Source organism: Franconibacter pulveris, from assembly GCF_056780215.1.
The window spans coordinates 3,794,822-3,820,567 of record NZ_CM165555.1 but is presented as its reverse complement, the minus strand read 5'-3'; the positions used below and the strand labels follow the sequence as shown (position 1 = coordinate 3,820,567).

Sequence of the window (25,746 nt, the reverse complement as noted above, 5' to 3'; positions counted from 1 at the left end):
CCCCTCGCGCAGGCGAGGGGGCTTCAGGCTCAGGCTTCTTCCAGCGAATAAGGCAACGGTTCGATAGCCAGCGTATGGCTGCTTTCGTCGCGAACGCGGAATACGCTGCCGCTTTCCATGTCGTTATTCATCACCGCCTGTACCAGCAAACGGCCGTCGTCGAGTTGCACCGCCGCCAGCACGGTCCCGGTGCGACGCCAGTTTTCGCCCATCTGCAGCTCCAGGTCTTCGCCGGCCTGCGGCACGCGGCTCGCTTTGCCCGCCAGATACCACAGCGCGCGCTTGTTAGCGCCGCGGAATTTCGCCCGTGCGACCATCTCCTGACCGGTATAGCAGCCTTTCTTAAAGCTGATGCCGCCCAGCGCCTGGATATTGGTCGCTTGCGGAATAAACTGCGCGCTGTTGGCGTCGTCAATCACCGGATACCCGGCTTCAATATCCAGCGCCAGCCATTGTTGACTGGCGTTGAGCTGCGCTTCGCCGCGCAACTTTTCCGTGATATCGCCAGCGGTGGCTTTATCCGTTACCAGCAGAAAACGCTCGGCCGGCAGGTTGAACCACAGCAGCGTGGTTGCCCCTTCGCGCACCACCTGATTTTGTTCATCCGGCAGGGCGCTAAAAAGGTTAGCCAGCGCTGCGCGCGCCTGAAAACCCGCCACGCCCAACAGCACTGCTTCCTTATCTTCGGCGATAGCCACTTTGGAGAACACCGCATATTTTTTCAGCTGCGCCAGCTGATTATCCTGCACGCTGCGGCGAACAATCCAGGCGAACCCTTCGCCATGGCGAAACAGGCGCAGGTTGCTCCACATTTTGCCTTTGGCGTCGCAGTGCGCCGCCAGCAGGTGTTGGTTTTCAGCCAGTTGGGCCACGTCCGCCGTCACCTGGCCTTGCAGATACTTTTCGCTGTCGGCGCCAGTGAGGGTTGAGAGCGCCCAGTCATCCAGAGAGATAAGCGTCAGCGGCAGGCGCGCTGCGGCGGCGGGCTGACGCGGAGGAAATGGAGTGAATGCCATAACAATAAAGTCCCAGGTTGCTTACGCGAAATTACGTTCACGCTAAAGGTGCGATAACCACATATTGTTAAAGAGGCTGCGGACAATGCAAGTCTTTTGATATCCCCTTTCGTGCGCTTAAAGAAGAAGGGGCGTTGCCTCGCAGCAAAAGGAAATTGTTGCCCCAGGAAATTATTTTCCTGGACAACGCTTCGCAATTCGCAACATTCCTGTCAAAGGCGGAGAAAAAAAGCGGTACACTAGCAGCCGTCTTCTAAAAGCGGTTAAGCGGGAATATGCACATGGACATCAATAACAAAGCCCGAATCCACTGGGCATGCCGTCGCGGTATGCGCGAACTTGATATCTCTATCATGCCGTTCTTCGAGTATGAATATGACACGCTGAGCGATGAGGATAAGCGGCTGTTTGTCCGTCTTCTTGAATGCGACGATCCTGATTTATTTAACTGGCTGATGAACCACGGCAAGCCTGCGGATGCGGAATTAGCGCGGATGGTGCAGTTAATCCAGACACGGAATCAGGAACGTGGTCCTGTGGCAATCTGATCTACGCGTCTCGTGGCGAGCGCAGTGGCTTTCGCTGCTGCTCCACGGCCTTGTTGCCGCAGCGATTTTGCTGTTGCCCTGGCCGCTGAGCTATATGCCGGTCTGGCTGCTGTTGCTCTCGCTGGTGGTATTTGACTGCGTGCGCAGCCAGCGGCGCATTAACGCCTGTCAGGGCGAGGTGAAGCTCACCGCCGATTATCGCCTGCGCTGGCAAGGAATAGAGTGGGAAATCGGCGATTCGCCATGGATGCTCAACAGCGGAATGATGCTGCGTTTGCGCGATGAACAGACTGCGCGTCGCCAGCATCTGTGGCTGGCGGCGGACAGCATGACGGAAGGCGAGTGGCGCGATTTACGGCGCTTGTTGCTGCAACGCCCGGGCCACCCTTGCTCCTGACCTGAAACGGTCTCAGGCGAACTGCTCGGCCATTTCGCCCAGAATTTGCTCGCACCAGTTTTCGATGCGGCTTTCGCTTAAGTCATACTGGTTCGTTTCATCCAGCGCCAGGCCGACGAACAGCTGGCCTTCGGCAATCACCGGCTTATTGCTGGTAAACTCATACCCTTCGGTAGGCCAGTAGCCGATAAACTTAACGCCTTTTGGGGCGAGTTTATCGTGCAGCATGCCGAGGGCGTCCAGGAACCATTCGCCATAGCCCAGTTGGTCGCCCATGCCGTAAAGCGCCACGATTTTGCCCTCAAGGGCGAGGCTGTCGAGCCGATCCCAGATGGCTTCCCAGTCTTCCTGAAGTTCGCCGAAATCCCAGGTAGGAATGCCGAGGATCAGCACGTCATACTGCTCCATCAACGTGGGCGAGTCATCTTTAAGGTTGTGCAGCGTTACCAGATCAGGGCCAATAATATCGCGTATTTTTTCAGCCGCCATTTCGGTGTAACAGGTGCTGGAACCATAAAAAAGACCAATGTTCATAGCGGTAACTTCTCATTTCTTCATCTGCAGAGGCGCCAGTGTACCAGATCCTGTTCGCTATCAGGCATAATGGCGCGACCCTGGCGAAAGGCGGAAAAGCGATGGAACAAGATTTAGCTCGTATAGAACAGTTTCTCGACGCGCTCTGGCTTGAGAAAAATCTCGCCCAGAACAGCCTGAGCGCCTACCGGCGAGACCTGACCATGGTGGCGCAGTGGCTGCATCACCGGGGGTTGACGTTGCTCACCGCCCAGCGCGACGATCTACAGGCGCTGCTTGCCGAAAGGGTGGAAGGCGGTTTTAAAGCGACCAGCTCCGCCAGGATGCTGAGCGCTATGCGCCGTCTTTTCCAGCATCTTTACCGTGAAAAAGCGCGTGAGGATGACCCGAGCGCCATGCTCGCCTCGCCCAAACTGCCGCAGCGGTTGCCGAAAGATCTCAGCGAGGCGCAGGTTGAACGCCTGCTGCAGGCGCCGGTGGTGGATCAGCCGATTGAACTACGTGATAAAGCAATGCTCGAAGTGCTGTACGCCACCGGGCTTCGCGTGTCGGAGCTGGTGGGGCTGACCATGAGCGATGTTAGCCTGCGCCAGGGCGTGGTGCGGGTTATCGGCAAGGGCAATAAAGAGCGGCTTGTGCCGCTTGGCGAAGAGGCGGTCTACTGGCTTGAACAGTATCTGGCGCACGGGCGCCCCTGGCTGCTGAACGGCCAGTCGCTGGATGTGCTTTTTCCCAGCAGCCGCGCCCAGCAAATGACGCGCCAGACCTTCTGGCATCGCATCAAGCATTATGCTCAACTGGCCGGTATCGACAGCGAAAAATTATCGCCGCACGTTTTACGTCATGCTTTTGCCACGCATCTGCTCAACCACGGCGCGGATTTGCGCGTAGTGCAGATGCTGCTGGGGCACAGCGATCTTTCCACCACGCAGATTTATACCCATGTGGCGACGGAACGGCTGCGGCAACTTCATCAACAGCACCACCCGCGGGCGTGAGTGCGATATCCAAGGATCGATTATGAAAAAACAGGTTTTACTGCTCTCTTTTCTGGCGGCGACGCTTTCCGGTTTCGCTCACGCCGATGACGCCGCTATCCGCCAGTCGCTGGCGAAGCTTGGCGTACAGGGAGCGGAAATTCAGCCCTCTTCGCTGCCGGGCATGAAAACCGTGCTGACGGAAAGCGGCGTGCTTTACGTGACTGAAGACGGCAAGCAGATGATCCAGGGGCCGCTTTATGACGTCAGCGGCGCGCAGCCAGTTAATGTCACCAACCAACTGCTGCTTGGCAAGCTCAATGCGCTTGAAAAAGAGATGATCGTTTATAAAGCGCCCCAGCAGCAGCATGTGATTACCGTCTTTACCGATATCACCTGCGGCTATTGCCACAAGCTGCATGAAGAGATGAAAGACTACAACGCGCTGGGCATCACCGTGCGTTATCTCGCGTTCCCGCGCCAGGGGCTGCAAAGCCAGGCGGAAAAAGATATGCAGGCTATCTGGTGCGCCAAAGATCGCAACAAAGCCTTTGATAACGCCATGAACGGCGGCCAGACGGCGCCAGCCAGCTGCGATATGAACATTGCTAAACATTACTCGCTGGGCGTGCAGTTTGGCGTTCAGGGTACGCCCGCTATTGTGCTGAGCAACGGTTACGTTGTGCCGGGCTACCAGGGGCCGAAAGAGATGAAAGCTTTCCTGAATGAACATGATAAGCCGTTAAAGGCGGGTGGGCAGTAACGGGTGAAACAACAAACGCAACTTCGTCGTCGGGCCGTGGATGAATCCGCACAGTTGCCCGATGATTTACCGCCATTGCTGAAGCGGCTTTATGCCAGCCGCGGAGTGAAGAACGCCGAAGAGCTGGAGCGCAGCGTTAAAGGCATGCTGCCCTGGCAGAAGCTTGGCGGCATTCAGCAGGCGGTGGAAATGCTGCATAATGCGTTTCGCGAAGGATTGCGAATTATGATCGTGGGCGATTTCGATGCCGACGGCGCCACCAGCACGGCGTTGAGCGTGCTGGCGCTGCGCGCGCTCGGCGGCGGGAATGTCGCCTATCTGGTGCCCAATCGTTTTGACGACGGCTATGGGCTGAGCCCTGAAGTGGTCGATCAGGCGCACGCTCGCGGCGCGCAGATGATCATGACCGTGGACAACGGGATCTCCTCTCACGCAGGCGTGATCCGCGCCCATGAGTTAGGGATCCCGGTGCTGGTGACCGATCACCACCTGCCAGGCGAAACGCTGCCAGAGGCGGATGCGCTGGTTAACCCAAACCTGGCGTACTGCGAGTTTCCGTCTAAATCGCTGGCGGGCGTCGGGGTGGCCTTCTACCTGATGCTGGCGCTGCGCGCTCACCTGCGTGAGGCGGGCTGGTTTGAAGAAAAAGGCATTCCCATGCCTAACCTGGCGGAATACCTTGATCTGGTCGCGCTTGGCACCGTGGCGGACGTGGTGCCGTTGGACGCTAACAACCGTATTCTGACCTGGCAAGGCTTAAGCCGCATTCGCGCCGGCAAATGCCGCCCGGGCATTCGCGCGCTGTTGGAAATCGCCAATCGCGATATGCAAAGGCTCGCGGCAAGCGACCTTGGCTTCGCGCTCGGCCCGCGGCTTAACGCGGCGGGCAGGCTGGACGATATGTCCGTCGGCGTGGCATTGCTGCTGTGCGACAACATTGGCGAGGCGCGCATGCTCGCTAACGAGCTGGACGCGCTGAACCAGACGCGTAAAGAGATTGAACAGGGCATGCAGGCTGAAGCGCTGACCCTTTGCCAGCAGCTTGAGCGCAGCGCGGAAACGCTGCCTGCGGGCATTGCTATCTACCATCCTGAATGGCATCAGGGCGTGGTGGGCATTCTGGCGTCGCGGATTAAAGAGCGATTCCACCGTCCGGTTATCGCCTTCGCGCCGGCAGGCGACGGGCTACTGAAAGGTTCAGGCCGCTCCGTTCAGGGGCTGCATATGCGCGATGCGCTGGAGCGCCTCGATACGCTCTATCCCGGCTTGATGCTGAAATTCGGCGGTCACGCTATGGCGGCGGGGCTGTCGCTTGAAGCGGAACGCTTTGATGAGTTCCAGCAGCGTTTTTCCAGCCTGGTGAATGACTGGCTCGACCCGGCCATGTTGCAGGGGGAAATCTGGTCCGACGGGGCGCTTGCGCCGCAGGAGATGACCCTGGAAGTGGCGGAGATGTTGCGCGAAGCGGGCCCCTGGGGGCAGATGTTCCCCGAACCGCTCTTTGACGGCCGTTTTCGTATTCTCCAGCAGCGCCTGGTAGGCGAGCGTCATCTGAAACTCATGCTGGAGCCGGTCGGCGGCGGTCCGTTGCTTGATGGCATAGCCTTTAACATTGATACCACCCGCTGGCCCGATCAGGGCGTGCGCGAGGTGGAGCTGGCGTACAAACTGGATGTGAACGAGTTTCGCGGCAACCGTAACGTGCAGTTAATCATCGACTATCTCTGGCCAGTTTAACGCCAGGATTCGCTATAAAAGGCGGCGTAAATCCGGTAGACTTTCCGTTTTACGACCGCATTTTGACATTCGTCCTCACTAAAAGATCTTACAGACCATGTTTGAAATTAACCCGGTAAAAAACCGCATTCAGGACCTCACAGAGCGCAGCGACGTTCTTAGGGGGTATCTTTGACTACGATGCCAAGAAAGAACGACTGGAAGAAGTAAACGCCGAGCTGGAACAGCCGGACGTCTGGAACGAGCCGGAACGCGCTCAGGCGCTCGGTAAAGAGCGTTCCTCTCTGGAAGCTATCGTAGACACGTTAGATCAGATGACTCAGGGGCTGGACGATGTTTCCGGCCTGCTGGAGCTGGCTGTGGAAGCCGACGACGAGGAGACCTTCAACGAGGCTGTCGTCGAGCTGGATCAGCTGGAAGCGAAACTCGCGCAGCTTGAATTCCGCCGCATGTTCTCCGGCGAGTATGACAGCGCCGACTGCTACCTGGATATTCAGGCGGGCTCTGGCGGCACCGAAGCGCAGGACTGGGCCAGCATGCTGCTGCGCATGTATCTGCGCTGGGCGGAAGCGCGCGGCTTCAAGACGGAAGTTATCGAAGAGTCTGAAGGCGAAGTGGCGGGCCTGAAATCGGCCACCATTAAAATTTCCGGCGATTACGCTTACGGCTGGCTGCGTACCGAAACCGGCGTTCATCGCCTGGTGCGTAAGAGCCCGTTCGATTCCGGCGGTCGCCGTCACACCTCGTTCAGCTCCGCGTTCGTTTATCCGGAAGTGGATGACGATATCGATATCGAAATTAACCCGGCGGATCTACGCATCGACGTTTATCGCGCTTCGGGCGCGGGCGGTCAGCACGTAAACCGTACTGAGTCGGCGGTGCGTATTACCCACATCCCGACCGGCATCGTAACGCAGTGCCAGAACGACCGTTCGCAGCACAAGAACAAAGACCAGGCCATGAAGCAGATGAAGGCGAAGCTGTACGAGCTGGAAATGCAGAAAAAGAATGCTGAAAAGCAGGCCATGGAAGATACCAAATCCGATATCGGCTGGGGCAGCCAGATCCGTTCTTACGTGCTGGACGATTCCCGCATCAAAGATCTGCGCACGGGGGTAGAAACCCGCAACACCCAGGCGGTGCTGGATGGCGATCTGGACAAATTCATCGAAGCAAGTTTGAAAGCAGGGTTATGAGGAACCAACATGTCTGAACAACAACCACAGGGCGCAGAAGCGGCAGTCGATCTTAATAATGAGCTGAAAACGCGCCGTGAGAAGCTGGCCCAACTGCGCGAGCAGGGCGTCGCTTTTCCGAACGACTTCCGCCGCGACCAGACCTCAGACCTTCTGCATGCTGAGTTCGATGAGAAAGAGAACGAAGAGCTGGAAGCGTTGAACGTGGAAGTGAGCGTGGCGGGTCGTATGATGACGCGCCGCATCATGGGTAAAGCCTCCTTCGTAACCCTGCAGGACGTGGGCGGGCGTATTCAGCTTTATGTCGCTCGCGACGATCTGCCGGAAGGCGTGTACAACGAGCAGTTTAAAAAGTGGGACCTCGGCGATATCCTGGGCGCGCGCGGCAAGCTGTTCAAAACCAAAACCGGCGAGCTTTCCATCCACTGCACCGAGCTGCGTCTGCTGACCAAAGCGCTGCGTCCGCTGCCGGATAAATTCCACGGCCTGCAGGATCAGGAAGCGCGTTATCGTCAGCGCTACCTCGACCTGATTGCCAACGACGAATCCCGCAAGACCTTTAAAGTCCGCTCGCAGATGCTGGCTGGCATCCGCCAGTTCATGGTAGGCCGCGGCTTTATGGAAGTAGAAACGCCGATGATGCAGGTGATTCCGGGCGGCGCCTCTGCGCGTCCGTTTATCACGCATCATAATGCGCTGGATCTCGATATGTATCTGCGCATCGCGCCGGAGCTTTACCTGAAGCGTCTGGTGGTGGGCGGCTTTGAACGCGTGTTCGAAATCAACCGTAACTTCCGTAACGAAGGCATTTCCGTTCGCCATAACCCTGAGTTCACCATGATGGAACTCTACATGGCTTATGCGGACTACAAAGATCTGATTGAGCTGACCGAGTCCCTGTTCCGTCAGCTGGCGCAGGATGTGCTGGGCACCACTCAGGTTCCGTATGGCGAAGAGGTGTTCGACTTCGGCAAGCCGTTCGAGAAGCTGACCATGCGCGAAGCCATCAAAAAATACCGTCCGGAAACCGAAATGGCGGATCTGGATGATTTCGAAAAGGCGAAAGGCATTGCCCAGTCTATCGGTATTAAGGTTGAGAAGAGCTGGGGTCTTGGCCGCGTCGTCACTGAGATCTTCGAAGAAGTTGCCGAAGCGCACCTGATTCAGCCGACTTTCATCACCGAATACCCGGCGGAAGTCTCTCCGCTGGCGCGTCGTAATGATGAAAACCCGGAAATCACCGACCGCTTCGAGTTCTTTATCGGCGGCCGTGAAATCGGCAACGGCTTTAGCGAGCTGAACGACGCGGAAGATCAGGCGCAACGCTTCCAGGACCAGGTTGCCGCGAAAGATGCCGGCGACGACGAAGCGATGTTCTATGACGAAGATTACGTAACTGCGCTGGAACACGGCCTGCCGCCTACCGCCGGTCTCGGCATCGGTATCGACCGTATGGTGATGCTGTTTACCAACAGCCACACCATCCGCGACGTGATCCTCTTCCCGGCGATGCGTCCGGTGAAATAATCCGTCACGCTTGCCATAAAGCCGCGCGTTCCGCAGGGAGCGCGCGGCTTTTTCTTTTTATAAGGCCGTGCGGGTTTGGCGAACGAAACGGAACTGCTAAGATAAGCGCCGTCAATTGATTATCGTCTGTAATGAGGAGCTGTTTTGAGCACGGATTGGTCGTCCGCACTACTGAATAAGAAAGCCTGGTGTCTGCTTTTTTGCCTGTTTCTTGCCGCCTGTTCCAGCAACAAAGCGGGGGTTTCGAACGCGACGAAAGGCAGCTACAGCGGTTCGACCTATACAGTTAAGCGCGGCGACACGCTTTACCGCATCTCAAGAATGACGGGCAGCAGCGTCGGCGAACTGGCGCGCCTCAATGGCCTTTCACCACCTTATACAATAGAAGTCGGACAGCGGCTGCGCGTGCAATCTTCCGCAAGCGCTGGCGCATCGCGAACCGCTTCTCGCTCAGCAACCGCCTCACGCAGGCCTGCCGCATTACCGAAAGTGGATGCGCCGCCGCCAGGGCAGCGCTGCTGGCGCTGGCCAACCAGCGGGAAAGTCGTGCTGGGCTATTCCACCGCAGACGGCGGCAACAAAGGAATCGATATCGCAGGCCAGCGCGGCCAGCCGATTTATGCTTCGGCAGCGGGCAGGGTGGTTTATGTGGGCAATCAGCTGCGCGGCTACGGCAACCTCATCATGATTAAACACACCGAGGATTACATCACCGCTTACGCGCACAACGACACAACGCTGGTGAACAACGGCCAGCAGGTGAAAGCGGGGCAGAAGATAGCCACCATGGGCAGCACCGGCACCGATTCGGTGAAGCTGCATTTCCAGATACGCTATCGCGCCACCGCGCTGGATCCGCAGCGTTATCTGCCGCCGCAGGGGCGTTCGCCATCCTGTTAAGTTAGCGTGTCCGGCAACTGCTTATTATTCCGCCAGTTAGTAAAGGGCGGGGGTTGCCATCAGGAGGTGAAGGGCTATAATGCCATACGCACCTCAACGCGGGCGTAGTTCAATGGTAGAACGAGAGCTTCCCAAGCTCTATACGAGGGTTCGATTCCCTTCGCCCGCTCCAGAACTTTTCTGCTTTTTTTCTTCTCTTATTGCTAAATATCCTCCACCGGCTCCCTGACTGCCCCCGGCGATTTCCCGACGATACGTTTAAACGCCCGGCTGAAGGCCGCCAGCGAACTGTAGCCAAGTTCGAAAGCGACAGACTCCAGCGGCTGGCGCGCCTCGTTGATGTACTGCACCGCAAGACGCATACGCAGCTCGGCCAGATAGCGCGCCGGCGAACTGCCGGTGGCGGCGAGAAAGCGTTCGGCGAAAACTGAGCGGGAGGTGCCCGCCTCGCGCGCCAGCTTCTCTACCGTCCAGTTTTCGCCAGGCTTACGGTGCATGGCGTAAATGGCGCGGCTCAGCTTCGGGTCGCGCAACACCTCCACCCAGCCGGTGGCTTTGTCGCAGCCGCATTCCACCCAGGCGCGAACAATCAGCGCCGCCACCACGTCGGCAAGCCGCGCCAGAATAGTGGCGTAACCTGCCTGGCGCGTCAGCGACTCCCGCTCCATCGCCGCCAGCAGCGGCTGGATCTCCGGCCAGCTTTTCTGCAAACGGCTTATCAGCATCACTTCCGGCATGGCGGAGATTAACGGCTGCATGCCGCCGAGCTCGAATTCCATACATGCGCTGAATACTACCGCAGGCGGCTGAGGAGGATTGCTGTCGTCCGCTTTGCTGATTTCACAAACCGATTTGCACAGCGGCTCAGTCGCAAGCTGCGCGACGTCGACTACCGCCGCGTCTGGCTCGGAAAGCAGCGTATGGGCGTCGCCGTTGGGCATCAACAGCGCATCGCCGCTCTCCAGTTCATAGATCTTGCCGCTGACGGTGCGCAGCAGCAGCGGCCCGCGGCTGACGAAGTGAAACTGTGCCCGCCCCGGCGCGTAGTGAAAGTGCACGCCAAACGGGCGGCAGGCTTCAATCCGCCGGTAGTTAACGCCGGAAAGACGCATGCCGCGCAGCAGTTCGCTGGTGAGATCGGGTGTAGAGGCCGTCATAACGTAACTCCGGACGAATTATCAATAGATGAGGATTATATGTCATAGATCGTCCTGGCAGAACTGCCTATGCTTGCCGCCTGTGTAAATATATTGCTGGAGATAAGTTAATGAATTCCTGCACCGCCGCTGCCGCAACGTCGGCACCTGCAAAAGCCGCCTGGCCTGCCGTATGGTCGCTCGGGCTTGGCGTATTTGGGCTCATCACTGCGGAGTTCTTGCCGGCAAGCCTGTTAACCCCGATGGCGAACAGCCTTAGCATCAGCGAAGGCACCGCGGGCCAGGCCGTTACCGCCACCGCGCTGGTGGCGCTTTTCAGCGGCCTGCTGATTACCGCCGCCACGCGTAATATCGACCGCCGCTGGGTCCTTATCTTTTTCTCTTTCTTACAGGCCGTTTCCAGCGTGATGGTAGCGTGGGCGCCTTCGTTCGATCTGTTGCTGGTTGGCCGTTTGCTGTTGGGCGTGGCGCTGGGCGGTTTCTGGGCGATGTCTACCGCCACCGCAATGCGTCTGGTTCCTGCCGCGCAGGTGCCGAAAGCGCTGGCGATTATTTTCTCCAGCGTGTCGATGGCGACCGTCGTCGCCGCGCCGCTCGGCAGCTTTCTCGGTAATCTGATTGGCTGGCGGGCGGTCTTTGCGCTAACCGCATTACCGGGCGTGCTGGCGCTGCTGTGGCAGCTCTGGGTATTGCCGACCATGAAGCCAGAGAATGTCAGCAGCCTGCATACGCTGATAAAGGTGCTGAAGCGCCCGGGCGTGGTGGCCGGTCTGCTGTCCACGATCCTTATCTTCAGCGGCCACTTCGCCTTTTTCACCTACCTGCGTCCGTTCCTTGAAAAAGTCGCAGGGGCAGGCGTTGAGGCCATCTCGCTCATCCTTTTGGCTTTCGGCGTGGTGAACTTTATCGGCACGTCGCTTGCGGGGCATTTTATCTCCCGCAGCCTGCGTCATACTCTGGCGCTGGCGCCGGGCCTGATGGGCGTCCTGGCGTTGCTGTTAACGCTGTTTGGTCATCTGACGCTGCTGGACGGCGTGCTGGTGGCGCTGTGGGGGCTGGCGTTCGGCATGGTGCCGGTCGGCTGGTCTACCTGGCTTGCCAGCACGGTGCCGGATGAAGCTGAAAGCGCGGGCGGCCTGCTGGTGGCTTCCATCCAGCTTGCAATAAGCGCAGGCGCTGCGGGCGGCGGCATAATCTTTGACATGAATGGCGCGACCGGGGTCTTTACCGGCAGCGCGCTGCTGCTGCTGGCCGCGATGGCGACGGTGCTGGTGGCGGTCAGGGTCAGACCGCTGCCTACCGCAGAATAACGAAAGGGGCGCGCTATGCGCCCCTTGCTTTTATCTGCCTGTAAGCGCGCCAAAGATAAGGCGTGACTGTATTCACTCTTTTTATACATTGCTGATACCACCTCTTAACAATCGACTACTATAGGCCGGTTCTGTCAAGGGAGTGTTAATCATGAAAGATGTCGTTATCGTTGGGGCTGCGCGCACGCCCATCGGCTGTTTCCAGGGGGCGCTCGCCTCCCGCTCCGCCGTGGAGCTGGGCAGCCTGGTGGTGGAGGCGCTGCTCGCCCGTACGGGACTCAACCCGCAATGGGTGGATGAGGTTATCCTTGGGCAGGTTTTAACCGCAGGCGCCGGACAGAACCCGGCGCGGCAAACCGCCATCAAAGGCGGGCTGCCGACCACGGTTTCCGCCATCACCATTAACGACGTCTGCGGCTCCGGGCTTAAGGCGCTGCATCTGGCAACGCAGGCCATTCAGTGCGGCGAAGCCGATGTGGTTATCGCGGGCGGCCAGGAGAACATGAGCCGCGCGCCGCATGTGCTTATCGACAGCCGTACCGGCGCGCGCCTTGGCAACAGCCAGCTTATCGACAGCCTGGTGCATGACGGCCTGTGGGATGCATTTAATGACTACCACATGGGCGTTACCGCCGAAAACCTGGCGCGGGAATATGGCATCAGCCGCGAGTTGCAGGACGCCTGGGCGCTCGCTTCGCAGCAAAAAGCGCGGGCGGCCATCGACAGCGGCCGCTTTCGCGATGAGATTGTCCCGGTTACGGTTGAGCAGCCGCGCGGCGCCGCTGTGGTCGTGGATACGGATGAACAGCCCCGTACCGACGCCAGCGCGGAAGGGCTTGCAAGGCTTGCGCCAGCGTTCGACAAAAGCGGCAGCGTTACGGCCGGCAACGCTTCCTCTATTAATGACGGCGCGGCGGCGGTCATGATGATGAGCGCCAGTAAAGCGGAAGAGCTGAACCTGCCGGTGATGGCGCGCATTCGCGCTTTCGCAAGCGTCGGGGTGGATCCGGCTTTCATGGGCATCGCCCCGGTTTATGCCACGCGCCGCTGCCTTGAGCGGGCGGGCTGGCAGCTTGGCGAGCTTGATCTTATCGAGGCGAACGAAGCCTTTGCGGCGCAGGCGCTCTCGGTGGGCAAAGTCCTGGAATGGGATCAGCATAAAGTGAACGTTAACGGCGGCGCTATCGCGCTGGGTCACCCGATTGGCGCTTCCGGCTGCCGTATACTGGTGTCGCTGGTGCATGAGATGGTCAAGCGGCAGGCGCGTAAGGGGCTTGCCACGCTGTGCATTGGCGGCGGGCAGGGCGTGGCGCTGGCAATCGATCGCGATTAACAGACTTGCCTGCAATAAAAAACGCCTTCTCTGCGAAGGCGTTTTTTATTGCCTGAAGGGTTATTAATTAAGGTAGAAGTGATCTTTTTCGCTGAATGGCGCTGACATTCTGACTTCGGTTTAAGACCCTCAAAGGTTTTAAATTATATTTTCCGCATCAATCACCCGCTTTATTATTATAACTGTTTTTATTTCACCCTTTTTGAAACAAACTGGCCTGCAGAAAGTTAAATAACAAATGGAAAACAACTCCCGCCTTTTTTTGTGATCACACGCTTTTTTCATAGCTCTTTTGGGCGCTTTTTATTGCGCGGCGTCACGCGTTGTTTTTTCGTTATTTTTGAAACAATCAATTACGATCGAGATCACTAAAATAATCACTTCATAAAAATAAAATGCAGTTCCATAAAAACGAAACATCATTTTATTAAGGGTACTCTATGTTTAAGAAAGCTCTGGGACTGGCGGTGCTTTGTGGCGCAACTTGTACGGCGCAGGCCGTCACCGTGGATCTCCGTCATGAATATATCGACAGCGGTTCTAACGCTGACCGCGTAGCCGTGTCGCACCGTTTTGAAAATGGTTTTGGTTTTGGCGTGGAAGCCAAATGGCGCTCCGGCGGTGACGACCAGTCTCGTCCTTTTAACGAAGTGGTAGGCAGCGGCCATGAGGATAATATTAGCTGGCGCTGGAAAGCGACGGATAATATTGCCATTACGCCGGGCTTTACGCTGGAAAGCGGCGACAGCAAAACGATTTATAAACCGAACCTGCACGTACAGTACAGTTTCGATAATGGCGTTTACCTGGCGGCTCGCTATCGCTACGAGTATACCCGCGTGCCGGATGGCGCAGAAGAAGATGACCGCGTAAACCGCGGCGACGCCTGGGTGGGTTTTGCGCTGGGCGAATGGCGTACTGAATTAAACTATGTCTACGCGAAAAGCGACCAGGGCTTTGCGCGTAATAACAATAAAAACTATTCCAACGAATATAACGCTAAGGTGGCTTATAAAATTGATAAAAACTGGGCGCCTTATTTTGAGGTCGGCAACGTGGGTGTGAAAAGCACCGATGAGCGCCAGACGCGTTTACGTGTCGGCGTAGCTTACAGCTTCTGATAAATAACTTACCCTCGCTGAGTCTCTCCTGCTGTAAAAAGCAGGGGATAATTGATGTGCTTTTATATAAGTTATGTTGTGCTTATCTGCAAAATAACGGGCCGTCCTTCGGGACGGTTTTTTTATTTATCCCGGCGGAAATAAAAAGGCCCTCCCGCAAGGGGAGGGCAAGGCCAGTTACGGAACCACTCAATTAATTCAGGCTTGCAGCATTTCACGTTGTTCGGGCAATTTCGCAATGTAGATTGCAGGCTTGCCATCTTTATCCGAGCTGAATAGCACGGCGCTGTCGTCGGGCGTAAAAGAGGGGTGCGGATGTGTGACCTGGCGGCTGTTGGCAAACGTCGCCCATGAGGTATCGTGCCGCGCCACGCGGAAATAACGCTTGCGCGCAACGTCAAAAACGTAGAGGTAAGGATCGTTGTCGATGGTGTAGCCGCCTGTGTCTTTCACATCTACCGGCGTGCCGGAACCGTCGCCCACCAGCAGCGTGCCCTCAACGTTGCTCATCAGATGGGAGCAGGCCGGTATCGGCATAATCTCTTCATTACGCTGGCTTTGAGGATCATAGCGATACACCGTGCGGCCCTGCTTGCCCTTCAGGTAAGAGACGTAAACCAGCGCGGAACCGTTCGGCACCCAAAATTCATGGGTGCAGCTTTCGCCATCCGCATGCTCTTTTACCTTGCGAACGTTGCTGCCGTCTTCATTGACCAGCCACATGCGCGCATCCACAAGATCGTGCGGACCTTCATGGCAGAACGCGACGGTATTATCATCAAATGGACGGTAAATCGGGTGGCCGAGCCAGAGCTTCTCTTCGTGAATGGTCTTGCTTTCGCCGGTTTGCAGATCCACGCGCAGCAGGCGGCAATGCGGGCCTTTATGGAAGAAATCGTGAAAAATTTTCCAGTCGCTCAGCGGCACATAGTCGCTTTTCGCAATTTCGATGCCGACCAGTTTGGTGCAGTCGCTGTTGGCCACCCAGGTGCCATAGCCCACCCACTCTTGCGGCACGCGGTACACTTCACGCTCCGCCAGGGTTTGCAAATTCACTTCGAGCAGCGTGCGGTCATTTTTCACGTAATAGAGGAAAGCGTCGTCAGGAGACAGGAAGCCGCCGAAGGTATTATCGCCAGCGCCTTCGGTTAGCTGTACCGCCTCGGCTTTCGCCAGGTTCAGCAAGTAGTAGTTCCAGTGCCCGTCGAACTCGCCTGCGAACAGCAAATGGCTGCCGTCGTTAAAAAAACATTTCTGGTAGAAATAGTTACGGTGGCAGGTCACTTCCGGAGGCGTTAAGCGCGTCACTTCCGCCCCTGTATCCGGGTCACGGCTGACCTCATAGTTCAGTTTAACCCGCATGCCTTTCGCCATAGTGCGCTCCTCGTTTGTCGGTCCGTGAATAGTTTTCAAAAATAGAGTGTTAATTTATCAAAACAATGTTTCATTGTGTGTGACTGTGGGCGCAATTTCGTTTTATCGCTTTGCTTATCCTGCACAAATTCTTCCAACGCGGCTTGCGTTTATTTTTATGGTTTTGCTTACGCGCTTTCACATTTTCTCGTTTTAGCGCAGCCATATTCTGGCTGCCACCTCTTAAGGTTAACGCTGTGCCCGATAAGCGTAACTATTATTATCAACAGCTTACGAAATTTAGCGTTAACAGGCCGAAAGAGAAAAATAGGATAAGCGTGATCGGAACATCAAATTAGACAGGAATCTCACAAAAAATTGAAACATTGTTTTAAGTATAATTGAAAACGTGTTTCGGTAAGTTTAATATGATGCCATTGATGAAAACGAAACGATGTTTTGTTGATGAGGCAGGCAACGGTTCGTCCGCATTATCGCTGTTTTCCGCTGGATTTCAGGGGAGCGATGCGGAGAGCGTAATTACACGCCTGTTCGTGACAGGCTCGATTAACAAGGAAACACACATGATTCTGGATGCATTTTCTCTTCAAGGTAAAGTCGCTGTAGTATCCGGCTGCGACACCGGTCTGGGTCAGGGCATGGCTATCGGGCTTGCTGAAGCGGGTTGCGATATTGTCGGCATCAATATCGTTGAACCGACGGAAACTATCGAGCGCGTTACTGCGCTGGGCCGTCGTTTTCTGAGCCTGACCGCCGACCTGCGTAAAATTGACGTTATCCCTGAGCTTATTGAGCGCGCGGTGGCGGAGTTCGGCCACATTGACGTGCTGGTAAATAATGCGGGCCTGATCCGTCGTGACGATGCGATTAACTTCAGCGAGCAGGACTGGGATGATGTGATGAACCTGAACATCAAGAGCGTCTTCTTTATGTCCCAGAGTGTGGCGAAGCAGTTTATCGCCCAGGGCAATGGCGGCAAAATCATCAATATCGCCTCCATGCTCTCTTTCCAGGGCGGCATCCGCGTGCCTTCTTACACCGCCTCGAAAAGCGGCGTAATGGGCATTACCCGCCTGATGGCGAACGAATGGGCGAAGCACAACATCAACGTTAACGCCATCGCGCCGGGTTATATGGCGACGAACAATACCCAGCAGCTGCGCGCTGATGAACAGCGCAGCGCGGAGATCCTCGACCGTATCCCGGCGGGCCGCTGGGGTCTGCCGAGCGATCTGATGGGGCCGGTGGTGTTCCTGGCCTCCAGCGCTTCCGACTACATCAACGGCTACACCGTGGCGGTAGACGGCGGCTGGCTGGCGCGCTAAGCGCGAGTGATGTGATAAAAAAAGCCTCCCTTTGCGGAGGCTTTTTTATTGCCAGCCCATGGGCGAAACGGCGGGCGGCGCTGCGGCTTTCTGCCGGCATCAAGGGGGGAAGGTAAACCCGGGCGAGCGTGTTTCGCAATTCACTCTAACCTTTCTCCACAAAAGGTAAGGGAGCAGGGGAGCGGGCGGTCAAAAACCTGCTCGCGTTTCTCCCTCTCCTTGTGAGGGGGAGGGTGCGTCATCGGGCAGTGGCATGAGCGACTGTGCCAACACAGCGCCGCTGCTGCGTAAGCGTGAACAGCGCGAAGCGCTCGCTCCCTGAAAGGGCAAAAAAATACCCCGCCGTAAACGGCAGGGCAGGGATACGCGCTCAACGCGCTTAACGCGCGGCGCGGCGCAAGATACGCTCCGCCTGGCGCTGGAACTCGGCGGCGGTCTCTTCCACCGATTTCTGACCGTAGTCGATATATTGCAGCGCGGTGCCGAACTGCGAAACGATCTGCGGGTCGTCAAAGTAAGGCGAAACCGCAAGCGTCGTCGGCAGCGACTGCGCCAGCTTCAGGCCTGCGACAGACGGATCTTCATCTTTGATAACGCCCTCTTTAGTCAGCTGTTCTACCGCCGCTTTGCTCAGCGGCACGCCGCGTTCAAGGCCAAGCGCCGCCACCCCTTCCTTGCTGTTAAGCAGGAAGTTAATCAACTGCGCGGCTTCTTTCGGGTGTTTAGTCGATTTGCCAATCGACAGCATCTGCGCCGGTTTAAAGAACAGGCCTGCGTCTTTGGCTTCCGGCAGCATCGGGTAGGCGCCAAGCTCCAGCTTCGCCGGCGGCTTCAGGTTGTCGGAGTATTTCGTGATGGTGGAGTTCCACATGTAGGTGCCGGCCCACTCGCCCTGGATCCACGGCTTCATCTCATACATGTTGCTCTTGCCAAACGAGGCATAGTACTTGGTGTCCGGCATCACGTGGCTGTCGATAAGCTTTTTGTACATGCCGAAAAACTCAACCCACTGCTCTTTGCTGTAGGCGAACTTTTTGGTTTTCTCGTCAACGGCCGCCAGGTTGTATTTCTGCACCATGTAAGAGTTGAGCAGCGCGAGCACGTCCTGATGCTCCAGCACGACCGGGTAATACTGTTTGCCGAGCTTGCTTTCAAAGGTTTTCCCCGCCGCCATCAGCGCATCCCAGGTTTTCGGGTATTCCACGCCCGCTTTTTTCCAGGTTTCGTTGTTGTAATAAAACACGCGGGCGGTAACGGAAATCGGAATGCCGTTCAGCTTGCCGTTAACGGTGGTGGACTGCAGCTCTTTCGCGTCGAACTGGCTTAAGTCGATAATCTCTTTAACCTGGTTGAGGTCGTAAAAGCCGTCGCCGTTTTTCGAGAAAATGGGCAACCAGTTCCAGTTAGTCTGCATCACATCCGGCTCGGTGCCGCCTGCAATCTGGGTGGTGAGGCGCGAGAGGTGACCGTCCCAGCCGGTATATTCTGGCTTCACGCTGATGTCCGGGTGCTGCTTATGAAACTCCTCCAGCGCTTTTAGCGTCACCTGGTGACGGCCGTTGCCGCCCCACCAGGACATACGCAGGTCGACGTTTTCCGCCGCCAGAGAAGGAAAAGCGCAGAGGGTGAGGGTAGAGGAAATTGCTGCGCCCAGTAGTAATTTTTTCATTATTGGACTCCTGTCAGAGAGAGGTTCTGTTCTGTTTTAGCGTCAAAAATATGACATTTATTCATGTCGAACTTAAAGTACACCTTACGATTAAGGCCCTTAGCAATCATGGGCTTAGCTTCATCGGAAGGAATGCGGCAGGTGAGTTCGAAGTCCGCTACCTTCAGGTAGACAAAGAACTCATGCCCCATATTCTCTACGCGCACCAGCTCCCCGGCGCCGCACGCTTCGGCGTAAGGCGCGTCGCTGACGCAAACATATTCCGGACGCACGCCGAAGAAGACATTCTGGCCGACGTAACCCGCCAGCTTCTCCTGCTGACGGTCAGTGAGCGCCAGCGTATCGTTGCCTACCGTCACAAACAGGCGTCCTGCTTTTTCCACCACCTTGCCAGGCTTGATGTTCATCTCCGGCGCGCCGATAAAACCCGCCACGAACATGTTTTTCGGAAAGTGATAGAGGTTGTCCGGCGTATCGACCTGCATGATGTGGCCAAGCTTCATGACGCAGATGCGGTCGCCCATGGTCATCGCTTCGGTCTGGTCGTGGGTAACGTAAACCGTGGTGGCAGGCTTGCCGCTCTGCTTAAGCTGCTTGTGCAAATCGGAAATACGGATGCGCATCGAGGCGCGCAGCTTGGCGTCGAGGTTGGAGAGCGGTTCGTCAAACAGGAAGACGTCCGGTTTTTTCACGATGGCGCGGCCTACCGCCACGCGCTGCGCCTGGCCGCCGGAGAGCTGGCGCGGCAGGCGGTCGAGCAGTTCGTCAAGCTCAAGGATTTTCGCTGCTTCGTCAACCTGGCGGGCGATCTGCTCTTTCGGCAGCTTGCTGAGCTTCAGGCCGAAGGCGAGGTTTTCGCGCACCGTCATGTGCGGATAAAGCGCGTAGTTCTGGAACACCATCGCGATGCCGCGCTCTTTCGGCGCCAGGTTGTTTACCACCTTTTCACCGATTTTCACTTCGCCGCCGCTAATGGTTTCAAGGCCCGCCAGCATGCGAAGCGTGGTGGATTTGGCGCAGCCCGACGGGCCGACAATCACCATAAATTCGCCGTCCGCGATCTTCAGGTCGATACCATGAACCGCTTTAAAGCCGTTGGAATAGACTTTTTCTAACTTATTGAAAATGACCTCAGCCATGATATTCCCTCGTTAACCTTTAATTCCGCTGCTGGCCACGCCCTGCACGAAATAGCGCTGGGCCAGGAAGAAGACGATGATGGACGGCAGAATGGAGATGCTCGCCATTGCCAGAATTTCGTTCCACGGCGCCCCTTCGGTGACGTCGATGGACATTTTGAGCGCCAGCGCGATGGGGTATTTATCCACGCTGTAGACGTAGATAAGCGGCCCGATGAAGTCGTTCATCGACCACATAAACTGGAACAGCGCCACTGAGATCATCGCCGGCTTCAGGATGGGCACAACCACATACCAGAGCACCTGGAAGGAGTTGCAGCCGTCGATTTGCGCCGCCTCTTCCATGTCGCGCGGTACGCCGCGCAAAAACTGGATCAGCATGAAAACGAAGAAACCCTGGGTGGCGAAGGCCATCGGCAGCCAGAGCGGCAGATAGCTGTTCAACATGCCCATCTCGCGGAACATCAGATACTGCGGAATCAGCAGCACGGTGCTCGGCAGCAGCATGGTGGCGATAAGCGTGGCGAACCAAAACTTTTTCCACGGGATCTCAAAGCGTGCGAAACCGTACGCCACAATGGTGGAGGAGATAACGGTCAGCAACACTTTCGGGATCACATACTTAAACGTGTTCAGCATGTAGTGGCCGAAATTGTACTCGGTGCCGGTTTTCCAGCCGTTAATAAAGCCATCCCAGGTGGCGTGGGTGGGCCACAGACCGAGCGTCGTGAAAATCTCATGGTTCGGCTTGAACGACGCTGAAAACATCCAGGCCAGCGGGTAGAGCATCAGCAGGCCGACAAACAGCAGAATGACATAGCGAACCGAGCGGTTTATTTTTTCGCGCCTCAGGGTGCGCGCCACTTCGCGGTCGGCGTTGCTCATGGCAGGCCGCGGCGAAAGTTGTTCCTGTTGAATATCAGCCATTTTTGCCTCCCTTATCGGCGGAGTAGAAGACCCAGTATTTTGACGACTTGAAGGCTATGGAGGCGAACAGCGCCACCACCAGGAACAGCACCCACGCCAGCGCCGCGCCGTAACCCATGTCGAAGTACTTGAACGCCGTGTCGTAGATATAGAGCGAGAAGAGATAGGTGTAGTAGGTCGGGCCGCCGCCGGTAATGACGTAGGGACCGGTAAACTCCTGGAACGCCTGGGTGGTTTGCATGATGAAGTTGAAGAAAATGACCGGCGTAATCAGCGGCACGGTCACTTTCATAAACATCTGCCATTTCGACGCGCCATCGATCATCGCCGCTTCATACTGCGACTGCGGAACGTTTTGCAGCGCCGCAAGGAAAATCACCATCGCGGAGCCAAACTGCCAGACGCGCAGCAGCGTGACCGACATCAGCGCAAGCGAAGGTTCTCCGAGCCAGTTCACCGGATCCAGGCCAAACACGCCGATAAAACTGTTCAGCAAGCCGTCGATGGCAAACAGCGCACGCCACAGCACGGCGATGGCGACGGAGCTGCCGAGAATCGAGGGAATGTAATACGCGGTGCGGAAAAAACCGATGCCGCGCAGTTTGAAATTGAGCACAAACGCGATGCCCAGCGCGAAGGCAAGCTTCAGCGGGATAGTCAGAAATACATAGGCAAACGTGACGCCCATTGATTTCCAGAACAGGTCATCTTCCGTCAGCATATAGCGGTAATTTTCAATACCGTTAAATACCGGCGGGTTCATCAAATCGTACTCGGTGAAACTGAGCAAGAAAGAAGAAACAAAAGGGAAGGCCGTAAAGATTATAAGCCCTATTATGTAGGGCGATATCCAGGCCAGCCCCAGAAGCTTGTTTTCATTCATACACACCTACCTGGCAATCAAGGGTTTAGAAGTCGGATGTTTTAAACGCGTATCACCGCGACAGCAAAAGCGCCTGTGAGAATCAGGGGGCGCGTAGATTTTGCTATCTCTATGTATTTATTTGTTTGTTAGGCAAGATGCTGCGGTGTGGCGTACCACCACAAATCCATCATCCCGCACTGATGAACCGCCGTTTCTTTTTTGTAAAACGGTGTTTTAATTTATTTTATTGCTATTTATTTTGCCGTCATTCGATAAATGGCGGAAATGTGATCAGAGTCGAAACGGTGTTTCGAAAATTTGAAGCAGGTGGGGTTTCGCGAAAAAATGCGGGTACTATATTTGGTAGGTTATCAGGATTGTGATTGATTCAGCCTGTATATATCCGCAATAATAATGAGTCGGCTAATTTTCCATTCATCGAAACAGGGAGTAGTTTCTTTCTTGTTACCTAATTTAATTAGGCTTGTCAAAAGGATGTCCCTCCTGGCTAAAGACTGTGCGCATAACGATGAAGCTTGATATAAGCGCAATCATTACAAGCAACATAGTTTTATTGTTAATAATTTTTATTTGACTATTCATACGCAACTATTCATTCGTTCATTATGTCTTCTATTGAAATCAAAAATGATTCACTGGCTCAACCCACCGGCCTTTCTTTTGAGCGCCCTCGCCATGAAGAAATAGATTTACTCTCTTTACTGGAGGTGCTTTTCCGTTCAGCTAAAACGGTAATTTTCGTTACCGCTGTGTTTGCTGTATTAGGCGCGGCGATGGCATTGGTCATGCCGCAGAAATGGACCAGCGAGGCGGTGATCTCAACGGCTGAAACGCCGCAACTTATCGAACTGCAACGCATGATTATTCAGTTGCAAGTGCTGGATGTTGATACGCAAATTGATGCCAAATATCTCGAAAGCCTGTTCCTGAAGAAATTCGATTCCCGAAGCATGCAGGAAGCTTTTCTGCGTTCTTCTCCGTGGGTTCAGGCGCAGTTAAGCAAAGCGCAAGGGAATACAGCAAGCCTGCAACTCGCCATAACCAATGTGGCACAGAAGATCAAAATGCAGTCTAACGATAGCCCTAAAGTCGCTTCGCCTTACAGCTCCTGGACGCTGAGCTTCACTGCGCCGAAAGCGCAGGATGCCCAGCGAGTGCTTTCCGATTACATTAATTACGTTTCGCTGGCGGTACAAAAAGAGGTGATTGATAATCTGCGCGCCAGCGTGGACTTAAAAACCCGTATGGAAGAGAGCCGTCTGACGCTTGAACGTAATAATCTCGTCAATCAGCATAATATCGCCATTCAGCGCCTGCACTACTCGCTGGAGGTCGCTAACGCGGCGGGCATTAAAAAACCTGTCTACAGCAATGGCCAGGCGGTAAAAGATGACCCGGATTATTCCATCGCGCTGGGCGCAGATGGGCTGGCGCAAAAACTTGAGATTGAACGATCCATTAAAGATGTCTCTGCGTTAAACGCAGCTATTCAGAATCGTGAATATCGCCTGGCGGAGCTGAAAAAGCTCAATGTGGAAGAGACGGACTTTACGCCGGTTAACTTCCAGATGTCCGCTTCCCTGCCAGTGAAAAACGACGGTCCGCGTAAATTATTCATAGTGGTGCTGGCGACACTTGTAGGTCTGATAATTGCCTGCGGCACGGTGCTTCTTCGCCACGCCATGGCGCAACGCGTTATACGTGAAACTGCCATTTTGCCGTAAAATTTACTGCTTCTTAAAGCCGCCTGTGGGCGGCTTTTTTATATCTTTATTTCAGGAAATCTTCGCGCATTGGCGTGAACGTATCGAGCAGCGTCCCGGGTTTCAGGCAGACGCAGCCGTGTATAACATACGGTTTTTTATAGAGCGTATCGCCCGCGCTGACACGGTGGGTCTCTTCACCGATGGTGAATTCGAACTCGCCGGAGAGCACATAGGTGAGCTGCTCATGAGGATGGTTGTGCATCGGGCCAACGGCGCCCGCTTCAAAATGCACCTCTACCGCCATCATTTTGCCGTCGTGGGCAAGAATACGGCGCGACACGCCATTGCCAAGATCTTCAAGCCGGGTCTCTTTATGAAAGGTAAACATATAGCCGCCTCTTAATAAATAAAACAATGTTTCAAATAATCTATATCAGCCTGCTGATAAAAAGAAACGGGAGCGGCGCGAAGTGGAAAGCCGATCACATTTGGCGCCGCTGTCTGTTATAAACCTTTTAACGCGTATTCACGGAGGCGATATGAAAACCATTGGCTTACTGGGCGGCATGAGCTGGGAATCCACCGTGCCTTACTACCGGTTGATTAACGAAGGGGTAAAAGCGCGGCTGGGCGGGCTGCATTCAGCGAAAATTGTGCTGCATAGCGTCGATTTTCATGAGATAGAAGCCTGCCAGTCGAGCGGTGAATGGGACCGGGCGGGGGAGATGCTGGCGCAGGCCGCGCTGGGCCTGCAAAAAGCCGGCGCTGAGGGCATAGTGCTGTGCACGAATACCATGCACAAGGTGGCGCACCATATTGAATCCCGCTGCGAATTGCCGTTTTTACATATCGCTGGCGCCACCGGGCGAGCTATTCGTGAAGCAGGCTTGCAAACCGTGGCGCTGCTTGGCACGCGCTATACCATGGAGCAGGATTTCTACAGCGGTCGGCTCGAGAGCGATTATGGCATCCGCTCGTTAACGCCTGACGAAGCGGCAAGAGCGCGCATCAACCAGATCATTTTCGACGAGCTTTGCTGCGGCCAGTTCACCCCAGCGTCAAAGGCGTTTTATCAGCAGGAGATAGCAAAGCTGGTGGCGCAAGGGGCGCAGGGCGTGATTTTCGGCTGCACGGAAATCGGCCTGTTGCTAAATCAGGACGATTGCCCGGTGCCGGTGTTTGATACCGCCGCCATCCACGCCGCTGAGGCGGTGAATTTTATGCTGGGCGAAGCATAATCAGCTCGCCAGCAGCGCTTCAAGCGGCGCGGTGAAGCGGCTCATCTGCTGCTGAAGATGAGCGCTGAAGGCTTCCACCAGCGCCGAGGCGGGGCGGTGCAGGGGGCGGATAAGGCTCACGGTAAAAGGCACCGCCACGCTGAAGCGCCGCACTACCACGCCGCTTGCGGCGTAATCCAGCGCGGTAAGCGGGTTTACCACAGAGATGCCTACGCCTGCGCGCACCATCGCGCAGACCGAAGCGGCGCTGTGCGTCTCCAGCACCATACGCCGCTTGACCTCATGCTCCTGAAACAGCGAATCCAGCAGCTGACGGTAACTGTCGGTGCGCGAAAGGCTAATGTAATTTTCCCCTTCGAAATCCTGCGGCGTCAGCGCCGCGTTTTTCGCGAGCCGGTGGCCTGCGGGGAGCACGCACACTTCGTTTAAGGTCAGCAGCGTCAGGCGTTCAGTGCCGGCGGGAGTAGTAATGTTTTCCGTCAGCCCCAGGTCATGGCGCTGGGCGGAGAGCCATTCTTCAAGCAGCGGCGACTCCTGCGGCACGATATTCAGGCTTACCTGCGGATAACGGGCAAGGAACGGCTCCAGCAGCAGCGGTAAAAAAGATTGCGAGAAAACCGGCAGGCAGGCGATGGAAAGCTCGCCCTGGCGAAACTCGCGCAGGCTTTCGGCGGCGCTGACAATCCGGTCCAGCCCATACCAGGAACGCTGCACCTCTTCAAACAGCCGCAGCCCTTGCACGGTGGGGTGCAACCGCCCGCGGCTGCGGGTAAACAGCTGCAGGCCAATCAGCTTTTCAAAGCGCGCCAGTTCGCGGCTGACGGTGGGTTGCGAGGTATGCAGCAGGTTAGCCGCCTCGGTCACATTACCGGCGGTCATCACCGCATGAAAAATTTCGATATGACGCAGCGTAACGCCGGGCATGGCTGGCTCCTTTTACCAGGCGGGGAAGGCAATCCGCCATTC

The 25,746-nt window shown here is 56.0% G+C and carries 24 protein-coding genes and 1 tRNA gene; 15 read left to right on the top strand and 10 right to left on the bottom strand.

The annotated features are described in order from the left end of the window. Window positions 1–29: 29 nt before the first annotated feature. The gene (gene ygfZ, locus ACU4F7_RS17980) at window positions 30–1,016 is read right to left on the bottom strand and encodes a tRNA-modifying protein YgfZ (protein WP_481637474.1); all 987 of its coding nucleotides are present in this window, start codon (window positions 1,014–1,016) and stop codon (window positions 30–32) included. Window positions 1,017–1,297: 281 nt separating this feature from the next. On the opposite strand from ygfZ, the gene sdhE reads away from it, so the two are divergent. Continuing rightward, window positions 1,298–1,564, top strand: coding sequence for an FAD assembly factor SdhE (gene sdhE / locus ACU4F7_RS17975; protein WP_029591037.1), 267 nt, complete (start codon window positions 1,298–1,300; stop codon window positions 1,562–1,564). Continuing rightward, entirely contained in the window at window positions 1,545–1,961 is a 417-nt protein-coding gene (locus tag ACU4F7_RS17970; RefSeq protein WP_029591036.1) for a protein YgfX, read from the top strand. The genes sdhE and ACU4F7_RS17970 overlap by 20 nt, the downstream gene beginning before the upstream one ends. A 12-nt stretch (window positions 1,962–1,973) precedes the next feature. Here the strand turns inward: ACU4F7_RS17970 and fldB are convergent, their stop codons facing one another. Beyond that, window positions 1,974–2,495 carry a flavodoxin FldB gene (fldB, locus tag ACU4F7_RS17965; protein ID WP_029591035.1) on the bottom strand — a complete coding sequence of 174 codons (522 nt, stop codon included), beginning with the start codon at window positions 2,493–2,495 and terminating at the stop codon, window positions 1,974–1,976. A gap of 101 nt (window positions 2,496–2,596) precedes the next feature. Here fldB and xerD point away from each other — a divergent pair, with 101 nt between their 5' ends. The 7 genes from xerD to ACU4F7_RS17930 all read left to right on the top strand — a co-directional run bounded on the left by xerD (window position 2,597) and on the right by ACU4F7_RS17930 (window position 9,767). Then, window positions 2,597–3,493, top strand: a complete 897-nt coding sequence (xerD, locus tag ACU4F7_RS17960; RefSeq protein WP_481637473.1) for a site-specific tyrosine recombinase XerD — start codon at window positions 2,597–2,599, stop codon at window positions 3,491–3,493. A gap of 22 nt (window positions 3,494–3,515) precedes the next feature. Next, entirely contained in the window at window positions 3,516–4,235 is a 720-nt protein-coding gene (gene dsbC, locus ACU4F7_RS17955; RefSeq protein ID WP_481637472.1) for a bifunctional protein-disulfide isomerase/oxidoreductase DsbC, read from the top strand. A gap of 3 nt (window positions 4,236–4,238) precedes the next feature. After that, the gene (gene recJ / locus ACU4F7_RS17950; RefSeq protein ID WP_024555520.1) at window positions 4,239–5,972 is read left to right on the top strand and encodes a single-stranded-DNA-specific exonuclease RecJ; all 1,734 of its coding nucleotides are present in this window, start codon (window positions 4,239–4,241) and stop codon (window positions 5,970–5,972) included. Between the two features lie 97 nt (window positions 5,973–6,069). Next, a protein-coding gene (gene prfB / locus ACU4F7_RS17945; RefSeq protein ID WP_125454235.1) for a peptide chain release factor 2 occupies window positions 6,070–7,168 on the top strand; the annotation gives its coding sequence in 2 pieces (ribosomal slippage) (window positions 6,070–6,144 and window positions 6,146–7,168; 1,098 coding nt in all). Window positions 7,169–7,177: 9 nt separating this feature from the next. Then, on the top strand, window positions 7,178–8,695 hold the full coding sequence (gene lysS, locus ACU4F7_RS17940; protein WP_481637471.1) for a lysine--tRNA ligase: 1,518 nt from the start codon (window positions 7,178–7,180) through the stop codon (window positions 8,693–8,695). Window positions 8,696–8,839: 144 nt separating this feature from the next. After that, window positions 8,840–9,595: an amidase activator ActS gene (actS, locus tag ACU4F7_RS17935; RefSeq protein ID WP_481637470.1), complete on the top strand. Its 756-nt coding sequence runs from the start codon at window positions 8,840–8,842 to the stop codon at window positions 9,593–9,595. 98 nt (window positions 9,596–9,693) lie between these two features. Then, window positions 9,694–9,767, top strand: a tRNA-Gly gene (locus tag ACU4F7_RS17930). Window positions 9,768–9,798: 31 nt separating this feature from the next. Here ACU4F7_RS17930 and ACU4F7_RS17925 read toward each other — a convergent pair. Further along, window positions 9,799–10,752: an AraC family transcriptional regulator gene (locus ACU4F7_RS17925; RefSeq protein ID WP_029591030.1), complete on the bottom strand. Its 954-nt coding sequence runs from the start codon at window positions 10,750–10,752 to the stop codon at window positions 9,799–9,801. Window positions 10,753–10,862: 110 nt separating this feature from the next. Between ACU4F7_RS17925 and ACU4F7_RS17920 the strand changes: the two genes are divergently transcribed. From ACU4F7_RS17920 to ACU4F7_RS17910, 3 genes are all read left to right on the top strand, one after another. Next, complete coding sequence (locus ACU4F7_RS17920) at window positions 10,863–12,062, top strand: MFS transporter (RefSeq protein ID WP_024555515.1); 1,200 nt, start codon at window positions 10,863–10,865, stop codon at window positions 12,060–12,062. 151 nt (window positions 12,063–12,213) lie between these two features. Continuing rightward, window positions 12,214–13,395: an acetyl-CoA C-acetyltransferase gene (locus ACU4F7_RS17915; protein ID WP_029591029.1), complete on the top strand. Its 1,182-nt coding sequence runs from the start codon at window positions 12,214–12,216 to the stop codon at window positions 13,393–13,395. Between the two features lie 440 nt (window positions 13,396–13,835). Further along, entirely contained in the window at window positions 13,836–14,516 is a 681-nt protein-coding gene (locus tag ACU4F7_RS17910) for an oligogalacturonate-specific porin KdgM family protein (RefSeq protein WP_029591027.1), read from the top strand. Between the two features lie 198 nt (window positions 14,517–14,714). Here ACU4F7_RS17910 and ACU4F7_RS17905 read toward each other — a convergent pair whose 3' ends face one another. Further along, window positions 14,715–15,890, bottom strand: coding sequence for an oligogalacturonate lyase family protein (locus ACU4F7_RS17905; RefSeq protein ID WP_029591026.1), 1,176 nt, complete (start codon window positions 15,888–15,890; stop codon window positions 14,715–14,717). Between the two features lie 563 nt (window positions 15,891–16,453). On the opposite strand from ACU4F7_RS17905, the gene kduD reads away from it, so the two are divergent. After that, window positions 16,454–17,215 carry a 2-dehydro-3-deoxy-D-gluconate 5-dehydrogenase KduD gene (kduD, locus tag ACU4F7_RS17900; protein WP_024555511.1) on the top strand — a complete coding sequence of 254 codons (762 nt, stop codon included), beginning with the start codon at window positions 16,454–16,456 and terminating at the stop codon, window positions 17,213–17,215. Window positions 17,216–17,594: 379 nt separating this feature from the next. Here kduD and ACU4F7_RS17895 read toward each other — a convergent pair whose 3' ends face one another. Genes ACU4F7_RS17895 through ACU4F7_RS17880 form a run of 4 tightly spaced genes read right to left on the bottom strand, consistent with a single transcriptional unit; the run spans window position 17,595 to window position 21,833 of the window. Next, the gene (locus ACU4F7_RS17895; protein WP_029591025.1) at window positions 17,595–18,884 is read right to left on the bottom strand and encodes an ABC transporter substrate-binding protein; all 1,290 of its coding nucleotides are present in this window, start codon (window positions 18,882–18,884) and stop codon (window positions 17,595–17,597) included. Continuing rightward, window positions 18,884–20,023 carry an ABC transporter ATP-binding protein gene (locus ACU4F7_RS17890; RefSeq protein ID WP_481637469.1) on the bottom strand — a complete coding sequence of 380 codons (1,140 nt, stop codon included), beginning with the start codon at window positions 20,021–20,023 and terminating at the stop codon, window positions 18,884–18,886. Before ACU4F7_RS17890 ends, ACU4F7_RS17895 begins: the two co-directional genes overlap by 1 nt. A gap of 12 nt (window positions 20,024–20,035) precedes the next feature. Further along, on the bottom strand, window positions 20,036–20,950 hold the full coding sequence (locus tag ACU4F7_RS17885; RefSeq protein ID WP_481637468.1) for a carbohydrate ABC transporter permease: 915 nt from the start codon (window positions 20,948–20,950) through the stop codon (window positions 20,036–20,038). Further along, entirely contained in the window at window positions 20,943–21,833 is an 891-nt protein-coding gene (locus tag ACU4F7_RS17880; protein ID WP_029591022.1) for a carbohydrate ABC transporter permease, read from the bottom strand. Before ACU4F7_RS17880 ends, ACU4F7_RS17885 begins: the two co-directional genes overlap by 8 nt. 608 nt (window positions 21,834–22,441) lie before the next feature. Here ACU4F7_RS17880 and wzz(fepE) point away from each other — a divergent pair. After that, window positions 22,442–23,560, top strand: coding sequence for an LPS O-antigen length regulator Wzz(fepE) (gene wzz(fepE) / locus ACU4F7_RS17875; RefSeq protein ID WP_481637467.1), 1,119 nt, complete (start codon window positions 22,442–22,444; stop codon window positions 23,558–23,560). Window positions 23,561–23,606: 46 nt separating this feature from the next. Here wzz(fepE) and ACU4F7_RS17870 read toward each other — a convergent pair whose 3' ends face one another. Beyond that, window positions 23,607–23,930: a cupin domain-containing protein gene (locus ACU4F7_RS17870; protein ID WP_481637466.1), complete on the bottom strand. Its 324-nt coding sequence runs from the start codon at window positions 23,928–23,930 to the stop codon at window positions 23,607–23,609. A gap of 151 nt (window positions 23,931–24,081) precedes the next feature. On the opposite strand from ACU4F7_RS17870, the gene ACU4F7_RS17865 reads away from it, so the two are divergent. Then, the gene (locus ACU4F7_RS17865; RefSeq protein WP_024555504.1) at window positions 24,082–24,780 is read left to right on the top strand and encodes an aspartate/glutamate racemase; all 699 of its coding nucleotides are present in this window, start codon (window positions 24,082–24,084) and stop codon (window positions 24,778–24,780) included. Here ACU4F7_RS17865 and ACU4F7_RS17860 read toward each other — a convergent pair whose 3' ends face one another. Further along, complete coding sequence (locus ACU4F7_RS17860) at window positions 24,781–25,704, bottom strand: LysR family transcriptional regulator (protein WP_029591018.1); 924 nt, start codon at window positions 25,702–25,704, stop codon at window positions 24,781–24,783. Window positions 25,705–25,746: the final 42 nt, after the last annotated feature.

Excerpts from the sequence above, each read along its gene's own strand:
- ygfZ (WP_481637474.1), bottom strand. The coding sequence starts at position 1,016 with ATGGCATTCACTCCATTTCCTCCGCGTCAGCCCGCCGCCGCAGCGCGC.
- sdhE (WP_029591037.1), top strand. The coding sequence starts at position 1,298 with ATGGACATCAATAACAAAGCCCGAATCCACTGGGCATGCCGTCGCGGT.
- fldB (WP_029591035.1), bottom strand. The coding sequence starts at position 2,495 with ATGAACATTGGTCTTTTTTATGGTTCCAGCACCTGTTACACCGAAATG.
- xerD (WP_481637473.1), top strand. The coding sequence starts at position 2,597 with ATGGAACAAGATTTAGCTCGTATAGAACAGTTTCTCGACGCGCTCTGG.
- dsbC (WP_481637472.1), top strand. The coding sequence starts at position 3,516 with ATGAAAAAACAGGTTTTACTGCTCTCTTTTCTGGCGGCGACGCTTTCC.
- lysS (WP_481637471.1), top strand. The coding sequence starts at position 7,178 with ATGTCTGAACAACAACCACAGGGCGCAGAAGCGGCAGTCGATCTTAAT.
- ACU4F7_RS17925 (WP_029591030.1), bottom strand. The coding sequence starts at position 10,752 with ATGACGGCCTCTACACCCGATCTCACCAGCGAACTGCTGCGCGGCATG.
- ACU4F7_RS17920 (WP_024555515.1), top strand. The coding sequence starts at position 10,863 with ATGAATTCCTGCACCGCCGCTGCCGCAACGTCGGCACCTGCAAAAGCC.
- ACU4F7_RS17915 (WP_029591029.1), top strand. The coding sequence starts at position 12,214 with ATGAAAGATGTCGTTATCGTTGGGGCTGCGCGCACGCCCATCGGCTGT.
- ACU4F7_RS17910 (WP_029591027.1), top strand. The coding sequence starts at position 13,836 with ATGTTTAAGAAAGCTCTGGGACTGGCGGTGCTTTGTGGCGCAACTTGT.
- ACU4F7_RS17905 (WP_029591026.1), bottom strand. The coding sequence starts at position 15,890 with ATGGCGAAAGGCATGCGGGTTAAACTGAACTATGAGGTCAGCCGTGAC.
- kduD (WP_024555511.1), top strand. The coding sequence starts at position 16,454 with ATGATTCTGGATGCATTTTCTCTTCAAGGTAAAGTCGCTGTAGTATCC.
- ACU4F7_RS17895 (WP_029591025.1), bottom strand. The coding sequence starts at position 18,884 with ATGAAAAAATTACTACTGGGCGCAGCAATTTCCTCTACCCTCACCCTC.
- ACU4F7_RS17890 (WP_481637469.1), bottom strand. The coding sequence starts at position 20,023 with ATGGCTGAGGTCATTTTCAATAAGTTAGAAAAAGTCTATTCCAACGGC.
- ACU4F7_RS17885 (WP_481637468.1), bottom strand. The coding sequence starts at position 20,950 with ATGGCTGATATTCAACAGGAACAACTTTCGCCGCGGCCTGCCATGAGC.
- ACU4F7_RS17880 (WP_029591022.1), bottom strand. The coding sequence starts at position 21,833 with ATGAATGAAAACAAGCTTCTGGGGCTGGCCTGGATATCGCCCTACATA.
- ACU4F7_RS17870 (WP_481637466.1), bottom strand. The coding sequence starts at position 23,930 with ATGTTTACCTTTCATAAAGAGACCCGGCTTGAAGATCTTGGCAATGGC.
- ACU4F7_RS17865 (WP_024555504.1), top strand. The coding sequence starts at position 24,082 with ATGAAAACCATTGGCTTACTGGGCGGCATGAGCTGGGAATCCACCGTG.
- ACU4F7_RS17860 (WP_029591018.1), bottom strand. The coding sequence starts at position 25,704 with ATGCCCGGCGTTACGCTGCGTCATATCGAAATTTTTCATGCGGTGATG.